General features: G+C 64.6%; 10 protein-coding genes. 8 read left to right on the forward strand and 2 right to left on the reverse strand.

The annotated features are described in order from the left end of the window. Positions 1-170: 170 nt before the first annotated feature. The 3 genes from R2N11_RS19970 to R2N11_RS19980 all read left to right on the forward strand — a co-directional run bounded on the left by R2N11_RS19970 (position 171) and on the right by R2N11_RS19980 (position 6,446). Positions 171-1,472, forward strand: a complete 1,302-nt coding sequence (locus R2N11_RS19970) for an MFS transporter (protein WP_316682141.1) — start codon at positions 171-173, stop codon at positions 1,470-1,472. Positions 1,473-1,608: 136 nt separating this feature from the next. Then, positions 1,609-3,690: a hybrid sensor histidine kinase/response regulator gene (locus R2N11_RS19975; RefSeq protein ID WP_430715462.1), complete on the forward strand. Its 2,082-nt coding sequence runs from the start codon at positions 1,609-1,611 to the stop codon at positions 3,688-3,690. Positions 3,691-4,004: 314 nt separating this feature from the next. Then, positions 4,005-6,446 (forward strand): penicillin acylase family protein, encoded by a 2,442-nt coding sequence (locus R2N11_RS19980; RefSeq protein ID WP_316682143.1) that lies wholly within the window; start codon positions 4,005-4,007, stop codon positions 6,444-6,446. Between the two features lie 322 nt (positions 6,447-6,768). Here R2N11_RS19980 and R2N11_RS19985 read toward each other — a convergent pair whose 3' ends face one another. Both R2N11_RS19985 and R2N11_RS19990 read right to left on the reverse strand, forming a co-directional pair. Then, on the reverse strand, positions 6,769-7,695 hold the full coding sequence (locus R2N11_RS19985; RefSeq protein ID WP_199032160.1) for a sugar kinase: 927 nt from the start codon (positions 7,693-7,695) through the stop codon (positions 6,769-6,771). 13 nt (positions 7,696-7,708) lie between these two features. Continuing rightward, positions 7,709-8,986: an amino acid deaminase gene (locus R2N11_RS19990; protein WP_316682144.1), complete on the reverse strand. Its 1,278-nt coding sequence runs from the start codon at positions 8,984-8,986 to the stop codon at positions 7,709-7,711. Positions 8,987-9,137: 151 nt separating this feature from the next. Between R2N11_RS19990 and R2N11_RS19995 the strand changes: the two genes are divergently transcribed. From R2N11_RS19995 to R2N11_RS20015, 5 genes are all read left to right on the forward strand, one after another. After that, on the forward strand, positions 9,138-10,007 hold the full coding sequence (locus R2N11_RS19995; RefSeq protein WP_316682197.1) for a MurR/RpiR family transcriptional regulator: 870 nt from the start codon (positions 9,138-9,140) through the stop codon (positions 10,005-10,007). Between the two features lie 13 nt (positions 10,008-10,020). Continuing rightward, entirely contained in the window at positions 10,021-11,505 is a 1,485-nt protein-coding gene (locus tag R2N11_RS20000; protein WP_316682145.1) for a D-aminoacylase, read from the forward strand. Between the two features lie 35 nt (positions 11,506-11,540). Beyond that, positions 11,541-11,927, forward strand: coding sequence for a RidA family protein (locus tag R2N11_RS20005; protein ID WP_009240594.1), 387 nt, complete (start codon positions 11,541-11,543; stop codon positions 11,925-11,927). A 91-nt stretch (positions 11,928-12,018) separates the two neighbouring features. Continuing rightward, the gene (locus R2N11_RS20010; RefSeq protein ID WP_199032157.1) at positions 12,019-13,371 is read left to right on the forward strand and encodes a GntT/GntP/DsdX family permease; all 1,353 of its coding nucleotides are present in this window, start codon (positions 12,019-12,021) and stop codon (positions 13,369-13,371) included. Positions 13,372-13,406: 35 nt separating this feature from the next. After that, positions 13,407-14,033, forward strand: a complete 627-nt coding sequence (locus R2N11_RS20015; protein ID WP_199032156.1) for a bifunctional 4-hydroxy-2-oxoglutarate aldolase/2-dehydro-3-deoxy-phosphogluconate aldolase — start codon at positions 13,407-13,409, stop codon at positions 14,031-14,033. The last annotated feature ends 10 nt before the right edge of the window (positions 14,034-14,043 follow it).

Here is a 14,043-nt window from a genome sequence, read left to right on the forward strand (position 1 = left end):
GCTCCTTGGTTGGCTGGCGCCGGTCATGGTGAAAGCGCCTGTAATGGTTTGCCGGCCGTTTCGCCAATCCAGCGCCCGCGCGGCCGGACACTGGCGGCCGAGATCCGTTACGATGGCGGGCATCCCGTTCATCACTTTTGCAGATCGCCGGTTTCCGGCGCGCATTCACCGTGTCTGGCGACGCCGGCCTTTCCTCGTCTTCCGCGCCTGCCCCATCAGCGACAGCGCTGTCGCACGCGCCCTTCTCCTATCCTGCCTTCCGGCTGTTCTGGTTCACGAGGCTGTCCACCACCTTCGCCTACCAGATGTTCGGTGTGGCGGTCGGCTGGCAGATCTACGACCTCACACGCAGCGCCTATGTGCTCGGACTGGTGGGCCTTGCCCAGTTCCTGCCCTCGGTAGTGCTGGTGTTGGCCTCAGGTCATATCGCCGATCGCTACGACCGGCGCCGCGTGGTGCGTGCATGCCAGGCCATCGAGGCACTGGTAGCCATTACGCTGTCGATCATGGCGTTCAACGGGCACGCCGGCGTGCAGTCGATCTTCCTGTGTGTGGTCGTGATCGGCGCAATGCGCGCGTTCGAGACACCGACATTGCAGGCGTTGCTGCCATCGCTGGTGCCGCCGCAAGCACTGCCACGCGCCGTGGCGTTGTCCAGTTCGGCCGGACAAACCGGTGTCATCCTGGGGCCGGCGCTGGGTGGCTTCCTGTATGTGGCCGGCGCGCCGGTGGTGTATGCCACGGCAGCCGGGCTCTTTCTGCTTGCGCATGTCCTGCTGGCGTTTGTGCGCATGGAGCGCGTGGTTCCGGTCAGCACGCCGGTGAGTCTGCAGTCGCTGTTCGCGGGCATCGCTTTCATCAAGGGGCGGCCGGTGGTACTGGGCGCCATCTCGCTCGACCTGTTCGCGGTGCTGCTGGGCGGCGCAACGGCGCTGCTGCCGATCTATGCGCGCGATATCCTGGGCACGCAGGCGTGGGGGCTGGGGCTGCTGCGCTCTGCGCCGGCAGTGGGCGCACTCGGTATGGCGCTCTTTCTCGCGCATCGGCCGCTGGAGCGGCGCGTGGGCAGGGTGATGTTTACTGCCGTGGCGGTCTTTGGGCTGGCAACACTGGTGTTCGGAATTTCGCGCTGGCTGCCGCTGTCGATGCTGGCGCTTGTGGTGCTGGGCGCGTCGGACATGATCAGCGTGGTGATCCGGACCTCGCTGGTGCAACTCGATACGCCCGATGCGATGCGCGGGCGCGTGAGTGCGGTCAACTCGGTCTTTGTGGGTGCGTCCAACCAGTTGGGCGAGTTCGAGTCGGGCATGGTGGCTGGGCTGCTGGGGCCGGTCCCCTCGGTGGTGATGGGCGCAATCGGCACGCTGCTGGTGGTCGCGGTCTGGATGCGCCTGTTTCCCGACCTGACGAATCGAGACCGCCTACGCGACCCGCACCCCGCACACCCGGCGCCCCCCTCTTCAGGGGGATAAGGCTGCACACCCGCGCCAATACTGGCCCGGGCAGAAATCGAGTGCTAAATCGGCCACCCTCTGGCAGGCATGTCAGCGAAACCCCGATGGCATCAGCGGCGGCCAGTTCATATGCTGAGTCACCTTTGGCCGCCCGATGCCGCTGCGCCCGATCGTGAAGTTCATCCTGCACTCCCCCTCTCGCCCTCTGGATGCGCGCGCTGCGCGCTCCGGGCACCTTGCACGCCCCGCACGCCCATCCGGGCCGGCCGAGCGGATCGCCGATCCTGGGCCGTTCAGCGGTAGCGGGCTGCGCGCCGCGCCGGCGATCCGGCCATCTGCCTGGCTGGTGGCGATTGGCGCGGCCGCGGTGGGCACGTTAGGGCGGCTGATGCTGGAATCGGCCATGGGCATTCGCCTACCGTTTTATTTGGCGTTTCCGGTGGTGACGATTGCCGCCTGGTACGGCGGCTTCTGGCCAGGCATCGCGGCCATTACCACGTATGCGTTGCTGTTTGCCGGATTGGTCGAGCTGCAAGCGGTGCCGCCCATCAACCTCACGCCTGTGCAGTTGAGCGTGTTTGCTGCGGGCGCGCTGCTGATCTGCCTGCTGTGCGAACAGTTGCGTCGGGCGCGTGCCGGCGCCGAACGCCGCGCCCGCGCCGAAACGCTCCAACGCGTGTCGCAACAGCGCCTGCTGGCAGCACTGCAGGCCTCGCCCATCTCGCTCTACGACGTCGACAACACGATGCACTTCACCTGGGTGCACAACCCCGTGTTCGGTCTGCAACCTGAGCAACTGATGGGACGCACCGTGCGCGAAGTGTTCGGCCGACGTGCCGCCGCACGCCTGACAGAAGCCGGCCAGCGCGTCATTGCCAGCGGTACGCCCACGCGGGTGGAATTCGCTTTCCGCCGCCGGCACACCCAGCGCGTGGTCTACGACGTGGTGGTCATGCCCCTGCGTGATGACACGGGGGAGATCATCGGCCTGACCAACGCCGTGATCGACATCAGCGAACGCCGCCAGGCCGAAACCCGCCGCGCGCAGCTGCTCGAAGCCGAATCGCGTGCGCGTGCGGAAGCCGAGCGCGCCAGCCGCCTGAAAGACGACTTCCTTGCCACTGTCAGCCACGAACTGCGCACGCCGCTCAATGCCGTGCTGGGCTGGGCGCAGTTGCTGAACATGCGTGCGTATGACGAAGCCATGTTCAAGCGCGGGCTGGCAGCCATCGAGCGCAGCGCCCGCACGCAGGTCCACCTGATCGACGATCTGCTCGATATGTCTGCCATCCTGTCGGGCAAGGTGCCGCTGGAAATTGGAGAAGTCGATCTGGCCGACGTGCTGGAACGTGCGCGCGAAACCATCGAGCCGATGGCGCGCCAGAAACAGATCAGCATCGACACGGAATACCTGCCCGTGCCCATGCTGCAAGGCGATGCGGGGCGCCTGAAGCAGGTGTTCTGGAATCTGCTGGCCAACGCCGTCAAGTTCACGCCCGAAGGTGGACACGTCCGGTTATCGGTACACCCGGCACCAGAAGGCGTGGTAGCGACGGTGCGCGATACCGGCATCGGCATTGAACCCGCGTTCCTGCCGCATATCTTCGACCGCTTTCAGCAGGCAGACCTGTCCAACACGCGGCGCCACGGTGGGCTGGGGCTGGGGCTGGCGATCGCCAAGCAACTGGTCGAGCTGCATCACGGGCGCATTACAGCCGCCAGCAGCGGTGCCAATCACGGCACCACGATGGCCGTCACGCTGCCACTGCATGCCACGCAGCCGGACGAACAGACTGGGCGCATGCCCGGCTTCGTCTCCGGCACGTCGGCCCCGGCGCTGGACGGCATGCGCGTGCTGGCCGTGGACGACAACCCCGAATCGCTCGGCGTGATTGCGCTGATGCTCGAGCGCTACGGCGCCGAGGTTGTTACCGTATCCAATGGCGCAGCGGCACTTGATGCGCTGGAGCAGTCCCCCGCAGACGCCCCCTTTGACGCGCTGGTCAGCGATCTGGCCATGCCCGGCATGGACGGGTTGGAGCTTGTGCGTGCGGTACGTGCCTTATGTGTCCACGGCATCAGCATGAGCGACCTGCCCGCCATCGCCGTCACCGCATTTGCTGACCCGATCCGGTTGAAAGCGGCCAAGGAGGCCGGCTACCAATCCGTCATCACCAAGCCGATCTTCCCCGGGGAGCTGGGTCACGTGCTGGCCGCCAACGTGCGTCGTACGTAAGAGCGGCCCGCAGACCTTGGTTTAGCCGACTGGCCTGACCTGCGCGCAACCATGCCTTGACGGAATGGTTGATCGAACAAAAGTCATTGGCGCGAGTGTGAGCACCTCCGCATACTGGGGGTCTGCGCCGATCGGTGGGCATCTCTCCCCTAGCCGTTCCCACCCAGCTTCACTGATCGGCCAGCTCGCCCTTCCCATCAGCTCGCCATTCGTCCGTCGCGCGGCTGTCTGTTGTACCCATAAGAACGCCTGAATCCTGCGCCCCACCTTGGGTTGCATTGGCATTCCGGGCTCAGAGAGGAGACTGCATCGCCATGCCCATCCGTTCACTTCCCGTTGTGTTGTCTGCCATTGCGCTCGGCATGTCTGCACAGGCTATCGCCAAGGACACGGCCAAACCGGCCAACTCAGCCGCCGCGCAGACCATCGCCGTGCCCGGCCTGTCCAAGCCCGCCGACATCCTGATCGACCATTGGGGCGTGCCGCACATCTATGCCAAGAGCGAAGACGACGGCTTCTTCGCGCAAGGCTTCAATGCCGCGCGCGACCGCCTGTTCCAGATCGACCTGTGGCGCCGCCGCGGCCTGGGGCAGCTCTCCGAAGTGTTCGGCCCCGCCTATGTGGAACAGGATCGCGCCGCGCGGCTGTTCCTCTATCGCGGGGACATGCAGGTCGAATGGAACCACTACAGCCCCGATGCGCAGCGCATCGCCACGCGCTTCGTTGCCGGCATCAACGCCTATGTCGATTGGCTGGCCAAGCACCCGGAGCAGATGCCGTTCGAGTTCCGCAAGCTGAACTACACGCCTGCGCACTGGACCCCGGAAGACGTGGTGCGCATCCGCAGCCACGGCCTCACGCGCAACCTGCAATCGGAGGTGGCGCGCGCCAACGTGGCCTGCAAGGCCAGCCTGGCCGACGACACCATCCGCTTCGGCCTGCAACCCGCATGGCAAACCCAGTTGCCAGAGGGCCTGGACCCATGCCTGCCGAAGGATCTGCTCAAGGTCTTCACGCTCGCCACGCAGGGCGTGAAACTGACGCCCGAATCGCTCAAGGGCGTCGACATCGACAGCACCCGCATGGCCGTTGCCACCAACCTCGAAGAGACCATGGAGGGCAGCAACAACTGGGTGATCGCGCCAGGCAAATCCACCACCGGCCGCGCCGTGATGGCCAACGACCCGCACCGCGCCTACTCCGCGCCGAGCCTGCGCTACATCGCCCACGTCAGCACGCCCACGCTCGACATCATCGGCGCGGGCGAGCCGTCGCTGCCAGCCGTGTCGATCGGCCATAACGGGCACGTCGCCTTTGGTCTGACCATCTTCAACATCGACCAGGAAGACCTCTACGTTTATGAGTTGAACCCGGCCAACAACAGCGAGTACCGCTACAACGGCGGCTGGGAGCCCTTCAAGGTGCTGCACGAAACCATGAAGGTGCGCGGCAGTGAGCCCCGCGCCATCGACCTCACCTTCACGCGCCACGGCCCCGTCATCTACGTCGATGCCGAGAAGCACCGGGCGTATGCCGTGCGTTCGGCATGGCTCTCGCCGGGGATGTCACCCTACTTCGGTTCGGTCGGCTACATGCGTGCGCGCACGTTCGCGCAGTTCAAGCAATCGATGCTGAACTGGGGCGCGCCCACCGAGAACCAGGTCTATGCCGATACGAAGGGCAACATCGGATGGGTACCCGGCGGCCTCGCCCCCATCCGCCCGAACTGGGATGGTCTGCTGCCCGTGCCCGGCGATGGCCGCTATGAATGGGCCGGCTTCTGGCGCGGCGACCAACTGCCCAGCACCTACAACCCGAAGTCGGGCTACTTCACCTCGTCCAACGAGATGAACCTGCCGGCCGACTATCCGTACCGCGAACGCAAGCTTGGCTTCGAGTGGACCAACGGCTCGCGCCACGCACGCATTGATGAAGTCCTGGCCAAGCTCGACAAGGTATCGATTGAAGATTCGATGCGCTTGCAGAATGACATGGTGTCGATTCCCGCGCGCCGGCTGATGACGCTGCTTAACCCCCTGTCGTCCAACGATGCCGACACTCAGGCCGCGCTCAACCTCTTCAAGGGCTGGAACGCGACCATGCTGGCGGACTCTCCACAGGCTGCGCTGCATGAGGTCTGGTTCACGCACCACCTGGGCCGCGCGTTCAAGAATGCGGTATTGACCAAGGCAGGCGCCGATGCCATGGGCGCCCCCGATACGGCAGTGATGCTCGACACGCTGGAACACCCGCAAGGCAGCGAACACAAATTCGGTGAAGACCCACAACAGGCCGCTGCCAAGCGTGACGCCGTGCTGCTCGCCAGCCTGAAGGACGCCTGGGCCGACATGGTCAAGCGCCAGGGCCCGAACCCACAGGCGTGGAATTGGGGCGCACTGCATCACAACCTGAACGCGCACCCGTTTGCGGCCATCGTCGACGAGGCCACGCGCGCCAAGCTCAACGTTGGCCCGACACCAGAAGGCGGCAGCGCCTACACGCCGAACCAGTCGACGTACCGCGCGAACGATTTCCTGCAGACCAACGGACCGTCGTTCCGCACGGTCGTGGATGTTGGCAACTGGGACAACTCACGCGCCGTCAACCTGCCCGGCCAATCCGGCAACCCCGACAGCCCGCACTACCGCGACCTCGCGCCGATGTGGCTCAAGGGCGAGTACTTCCCGCTGCTGTATTCGCGCAAGGCAGTAGAGGCAGCCACGGAGTCACGTGTGCATCTGGTACCGGCCAAGTAAATAGCAAAGTCCCAAAAGGAAACGCCACCGCAAACAACGCGGTGGCGTTTTTCTTTAGCCGGTCACGAGCGCCAACACAGGCACCAGACGGTTTGGCCGTACCCTGCCCTATGCGGCGCCTTGAATTTCTGTCGCAAGGAGGAAAAAGGAAGGGGAACTGTTTGAGCGCAGCGAGTTTTCCCCTTCCCCTCCTTGCGACAGAAATTCAAGGAGGGGGTCGCCGCATCGGGCGCGCCTTTCTTTGCTTACTTTCTTTGGCAAGACAAAGAAAGTGAGTCGGCCCCGCCAGGGGACGAAACACCAGCGCACCACCAACATCAACCTAAGCAGCCTGCCCCAAAGCCAACGCCGCACGCACAGCATCCGCACGCGGAATCGGCGCAACAGCGCTATAGCCCGTGGTCGAAATGGCTGCAGCCACATTGGCATAACGTGCCGCCTCAATCGGCGAATCCCCCGCCACGATGCGCGCAACAAACGAGCCACCAAAGCAATCCCCCGCTCCAGTCGCATCAATGGCATCAACCGTATGCCGCGGCACCAGCGTGCGCGACTCGGGCGTCGCCACATAGCAGCCTTCCGCGCCCATCTTGAGCGCCACCAGCTTGACACCCCAGCCAAGCAGCGTATCGACGATGCCATCACGGTCATGACAGTCGAGCAGCACAGTCACGTCATCCCAGCTCGGCAGGCACAGGTCGCACGTGCGCATGGCCTCGCGCATCACCGCACGGGCACGGGCCAGCGGCCACAGGCGCAAGCGCAGATTGGTATCGAACGACACCAGCACGCCCGACGCCCGCGCGTGCGACATCGCTGCCAGACCAGCATCGCAAGCCGTATCGCTGATCGCCAGGCTGATCCCCGACAGGTGGAACGCCTTGGCCGCCGCAATCGCCTGCAGCGGCAGATTCGCCGTCTGGAAACGGCTGGCGGCGGAACCCGCACGCAGGTAGTCGAAATGATGGCCGCGCGCGTCGTGCGAGACGAAGTACAGGCCCGTGGGCGCCTGCGCATCGGTATACACGTAGGTGTGATCAACGCCCTCCGCTTGCCACAGCGCACGCAGCGCCTGACCAAAGCGGTCACCGCCCACTGCACTGATGTAGCCGGTGCGTGCGCCCTGCCGCGCCGCGGCAATGCAGAAGTTGGATGTATCGCCGCCGAAACCGAAGTTCCACGACGTGCTGCCGGAATCCGCCTGGTTGAACTCGATCAGCGCTTCGCCATAGGCGAGGATGTCTGCCATATGCGCGCCCCGATCAGAAGTACGTCTGCACCACGTCAACGACGTTGTACGTATCGTCGATGACGGGGATCTGGCGCCACTTGTCGAACGTCAGGCACGGGTGCGAGATGTCGAAGGCGATCATGTCGCCGACCTTGATGTCGTCGCCGGGGGCGATCTTCAGGTAGGCGTGCTGATCCATCATGCCGGTCACTTCCCAATGCGCGGGCGTGGCTGACGGTGCCTTGTCACCCGGGCGGAAATGCAGCACCGGCAGCGGCAGACCGGCATCGAATGCGGCATCACGCTTGCCGAGCGCCACGATGGCGCGCTCGCCTTCCGGCACCGATTGCACGTAAGCCCACAGTTGCAGCGCGGGCAGCAGGCTGGAGCGCATCTTGTGCGCGATCGGGTTGTTGGCGTCGATACGCGCCTGCGCGGCCTTGTAGATGCCGACGTCGTGCGTCAGATAGCAGCCGGGGCGCAGCACCACATCCAGCGGCTGGCCGATATCGGTCTTGGCAAATTCCTCGGCCACCACGTCATACCAGGCCGAACCGGCACCGGTCAGCACCGCTGGCGTGCGTTGCAGGCGGCCGGCCTTGGCCAGATCACCAATCACCTTCACAGCGCGCTGCAGGAAGGCACGGATGTCAGCCTCTTCCTTGATCACGCCTTCGTACACTTCCACGCCCGCCAGCTTGACAGCGCCATTGGCATGCGTGAGTGCATCGAGCACCGATTGCAGTTGCGCCTCATCGCGCACACCGGTACGACCGCCCTGCACGCCCAGTTCGATCAACACCTGGATCGGGCGGCCCGCCTTGCCAAAGAAAGCGGCGAGCTGATCCACTTGATCGGCTGCATCCACCAGACAGAAGAATTCGAACGACGGATCGGCCAGCAGCTCAGCCAGGATAGCCATGTTGCGCTTGCCGATCAGCTGGTTGGCCATCAGCACGCGGCGCACGCCATGCGCGTAGGCAACGCGCGTCTGGTGCGCCGTTGCCAGCGTGATGCCCCACGCGCCGCCCGCCAGTTGGCGCTGGAACAGGCGCGGCGCCATCGTTGTCTTACCGTGCGGCGCCAGCTTGACACCGTATTCACCCACGAAACGCTGCATCCAGGCCAGGTTGTGTTCCAGGCGCGATTGCGAAAGCACCGCCACCGGCAGGTTCAGGTCTTCGCTCAATACGTTCCAGCGCTGCGCAGCGATCTGCTCCGGCGCGCAAGCGGTTTCCAACGCACCCAGACCCTTATCGAGCGGGTTGACGACGGCGTTGGCGTCTCCTTGGTACTTTGTATCACTCATGGGAATCGACTCGCGTTCCTTTGGGGGTAAACATCGGGTTGACACAATGATAGCGGCGAAATTATTCTCCGGGCCAGCCTGTTACAAAGTACCAAAGCACTCCGTTTGCTGCTATCCGGACAACTACCGGGAGCCCTGCATGCTTGAACCAATGCGCGAACCGATGGACATCGTCACCCGAATCTCTCAGCGTGCCGCCGAGTTGCGCCCCGCTGAGCAGAAGGTCGCGCAGACGGTGCTGGGTGACATTGCCGAAGCGGCTGCCGGCAGCATCCAGACGCTGGCCGAACGCGCCGGCGTAAGCGAAGCCAGCGTCACCCGATTCGCCAAAGCGATGGGTTGCCGCGACGTGCGCGAACTCAAACTCAAGCTAGCGCAGGCAGCCGCAGTCGGCCAGCGCTTTCTGGATGGCGGCGCAGACCGCCCGCCCTCCAGCGCAGACGGCATCCTGGCCGACATTACCAACGTGCTGGAAGCCAACCGCGCCCTGGTGCGGCCCGAGGCATTCCGCAACGCTGCCGAGGCCCTGGCAAAGGCACGCATGATCGCGGTGTTCGGCATGGGCGGCGGCTCGACCACCATGGCCGACGAGATGCGCTACCGCCTTGCCCGCCTGGGACGGCCAGTCACCACCTATCATGATTCGATGCTGCAGCGGATGGTTGCGGCCACGCTCAGCCCGGACGATGTGGTGGTGGTGTTCTCCGTGACCGGCCACGTGCCGGAGGTGATCGACAGCGTGACCATCGCGCGCGAGTACGGCGCCAAGATCGTTGCCATCACGGCCATCGGTTCACCCGTGGCGGCGCTGGCCGATGTCTTGCTGCCGATCCAGTCCATGGAGACCGATTTCATCTTCAAGCCGTCGTCATCGCGCTACGCCATGATGATGATGATCGACCTGCTGGCGACCGAGGTTGCGCTGCAACAGGCCGATCGCAGCAAGGAGCTCTTACGGCGCATCAAGTACGTGCTCGATGCGCATCGCGGCGGCGGCAATCGCCAGCCGCTCGGAGACTGAGCAGGAGCAGTACATGGAACAATACGACAGCGTCATCCGCCAGGTCCGCATCGTCGACGGCAGCGGCCACGAACCCGAGGCCACGCTGTTTGACGTAGCCATCATCGATGGACGCATTGCTGCCATCGCCACGTCGGATTCCACCGCGTGGCTGGGCGACGAGGAAATCGCCGGCGAAGGCCGCGTGCTCGCCCCTGGCTTCATCGACGTGCACACGCACGACGACACCAACGTGATCCGTACACCTGACATGCTATGCAAGGTGTCGCAGGGCATCACCACGGTCATCGTCGGCAACTGCGGCATCAGCGCATCGCCGGCCACGCTCAAGGGCGACCCGCCGGACCCGATGAATCTGCTCGGGCCCGCCAGCGCGTTTGCGTATTCGACGTTTGCGTCGTATGTAGAAGCCGTGGAGCGCGCGCAACCAGCAGTCAACGTGGCCGCGCTGATCGGCCACACGGCGCTGCGCAACAACCATCTGGACCGCCTGGACCGCCCCGCCACCGCCGATGAAGTCGAAGGCATGCGCACGCAACTGCGCGAGGCGCTCGACAACGGCGCGCTGGGTCTGTCCACAGGCTTGGCCTATGCCAACGCGTTTGCGTCGACGACCGAAGAGGTGATGGGCTTGGCCGAACCGCTGGCCGAAGCCGGCGCCATCTACACCACGCACCTGCGCACGGAGTTTGCGGCCATCCTCGACGCGATGGACGAGGCCTACCGCATCGGCAAGCATGCGCGCGTGCCCATCGTGATCTCGCACTTGAAGTGCGCGGGCGCCGCCAACTGGGGCCGCGCAGGTGAGGTGCTGGAATCGATCGAAGGCGCGCAGCGCTATCAGCCGGTGGGCTGTGATTGCTATCCGTACACCGCCAGTTCGTCCACGCTGGACCTGAAGCAGGTGACGGACGAATTCGACATCTTCATCACCTGGTCGGAACCGCATCCGGGCATGGCCGGACAGATGCTCAAGGAGATTGCCGCCGCCTGGGGCACAGACCTGATGGACGCCGCCCGCCGCCTGCAGCCGGCGGGCGCCGTTTACCACAACATGTCGCCGCAAGACCTGGATCGCATCATCACGCACCCCGCCACGGTGATCGGCTCCGACGGTCTGCCGAATGATCCGAAGCCGCATCCGCGCCTGTGGGGCGCCTTCCCGCGCGTGCTCGGCTATTACAGCCGCGAGCGCAAGCTGCTCTCCCTCTCGGCCGCCATCCGCAAGATGACAGGCCAGTCCGCCGAGCGCTTCGGCCTGGCCGAACGCGGCCTAGTACGCGAAGGGTACTGGGCCGACCTCGTGCTGTTCGACCCGGAAACGGTGCGCGATGTCGCCACCTTTACCGACCCGCAGCAACCGGCGGCTGGCATTGCGGCGGTTTGGGTCAACGGCCACCTGTCGTACCGCGAGGGCACCGTGCAGCCGAATCGCGCCGGGCGCTTCCTCAAGCGCGGGCCGCGCGTGCAGGCAGTTGCCTCCGCTGAACTTCACTGAATTTCTGTACCTGTTTGAAAGAAAGGAACGTAGCTATGACGATTACCCGAATTGGCGTCGAAGGCGGCACCGGCACCGGTGGCCAGCATCTCCCCTTTGCCCGTGCCGCCGGCGCAGACGGCTGGCTGTTCGTCTCGGGCCAGACGCCCATGGTGAACGGCGAGGTGGTCGGCAACGGCATCGTTGAGCAATCGCACCAGACCATCAAGAACGTGCTCGCCATCCTGGCCGAGGCCGGCTACGGCCCCGAGCACGTCGTGCGCTGCGGCGTGTGGCTGGATGATCCGCGTGACTTCCAGTCGTTCAACAAGGTGTTCAAGGAATACTTTGGCGCCAACCCGCCAGCGCGCGCCTGCGTCGTGTCGAGCATGGTGATCGACTGCAAGGTCGAAGTGGATTGCGTGGCCTACAAGAAGCCGTAACTCGCAAGTCAAGCGCATTTCAAAAGGGGCGCCCTGCACGACGGGGCGTCTTAACAACAAGAGCCGTGAATATCCCTGAGGAGGAAACCCGATGGTCCCGATGCAAGGCAACTCGCTATTGCTGACCGCCGCGCTGGCGGTGGTCGCGCTGATCTACCTGATTGCCGTCCAGAAACTGAACCCGTTCGTTACGCTGATCGTCGTCTCGCTCGCGCTGGGCGTGGTGGTCGGCATGCCGATGGGCAATATCGTCAAGGCGTTCGAAACCGGCGTGGGCAATACGCTTGGCCACATTGCGCTGGTGGTGGGCTTAGGGACCATGCTTGGCAAGATGATGGCGGAATCCGGCGGTGCCGAGCGCATCGCCAGGACGCTCATCAATGCGTTTGGCGAGAAGAATGCGCACTGGGCGATGATGGTGGTGGCCTTCATCATCGGTCTGCCGGTGTTCTTTGAAGTCGGTTTCGTGCTGCTGATTCCGATTGCCTTCAACGTGGCCAAGCGCACGGGCACGCCGATCCTGATGGTTGGCCTGCCGATGGTGGCGGGCCTGTCGGTGGTGCACGGCCTGATCCCCCCGCACCCGGCCGCACTGCTGGCCGTGACCGCCTACCAAGCAGACATCGGCAAGACCATCCTGTACGCGCTGATCGTCGGCCTGCCGACCGCCATCCTGGCGGGTCCGGTGTGGGCCATGCTGGTCTCGCGCTACGTCAAGCCGGATGAGAACAACCCGCTGGCCGCGCAGTTTGTTGAATCTGATCAGAAACGCGAACTGCCGGGCTTTGGCATCACGCTGTTCACGATCCTGCTGCCGGTGGTGCTGATGCTGATCGGCAGCTGGGCAGATCTGATTGCCGCGCCCAAGACGCTTGCGAACGACATCCTGAAGCTGGCCGGCAACTCGGTCATGGCACTGCTGATTGCCGCGATCGTGAGCTTCTACACCTTCGGCAAGGCACGCGGCTTCAACCGCGAAACCATCCTCAAGTTCACCAACGAGTGCCTGGCGCCGATCGCCACGATCACGCTGGTGGTGGGCGCAGGCGGCGGCTTCGGCCAGATCCTGCGTGACTCGGGCGTGTCGAAGGCGATCGTGGGTGTGGCGATGGACGCCAGCCTCTCGCCGCTGCTGCTGGGTTGGGTGGTGGCCGTGATGATCCGTATTGCCACCGGTTCGGCCACCGTGGCCATGACCACCGCCTGCGGTATCGTCGCCCCGATCGCGGCAGCTTCTGGCGCGGCCGTCCGGCCGGAGCTGATGGTGCTCGCCACCGGCGCCGGTTCGCTGATCCTGTCACACGTGAATGACGGCGGTTTCTGGCTGGTGAAGGAGTACTTCAACCTGACCGTGCCGCAAACCTTCAAGACGTGGACTGTGCTGGAAACCATCATCTCGATCGTGGCGCTGCTGTTGACTCTGGCGCTGTCGACCGTCGTCTAAGCTTGTTAGTTGTGTCGTTGAACTAGGAGAACGTTGTGGGTATCGATTCCGTCGTCCTGGCCGGCCCGGTCATTCCGGTGCTGCAGTTCCAATCCGTCGATGAAGGCGTCAAGGTGTGCCGCGCGCTGTACGAGGGCGGTATCCGCACGTTCGAGATCACGATGCGCACGCCGGTAGCGCTGGATGTGATCAGCGCGGTTGCCAAGGACCTGGGCAGCGATGCCATCGTTGGCGCTGGCACACTCACGCGGCCGGAGCACTTTGCGCAAGCAAAAGAGGCCGGCGCTGTGTTTGCTGTATCGCCGGGTATCACGCCCGCGCTGGCAGCCGCGCAGGCCAAGTCCGGCCTCGACTGGCTGCCGGGCATTGCGACACCGTCCGAGCTGATCCTGGCGCTGGAGTTCGGCCTGACCACGCTGAAGTTCTTCCCGGCCGAGGCGGCAGGCGGCATCCCGATGCTCAAGTCGATCCACGGCCCGTTCGGTGACGTGCGCTTCTGCCCGACCGGCGGCATTACGCCCAAGAGCGCGCCCGATTACCTCGCGCTACCCAACGTAGTGTGTGTGGGCGGCTCGTGGATGGTACCCAAGGACAAGGTCGCTGCCAGCGACTGGTCAGGCATCACGGCGCTCGCCAAGGAAGCAGCCGCGCTCAAGCGGTAGTCAACGTCAC

It is taken from the genome of Ralstonia flaminis (genome assembly GCF_958415495.1).
Taxonomy (GTDB): Bacteria; Pseudomonadota; Gammaproteobacteria; order Burkholderiales; family Burkholderiaceae; genus Ralstonia; species Ralstonia flaminis.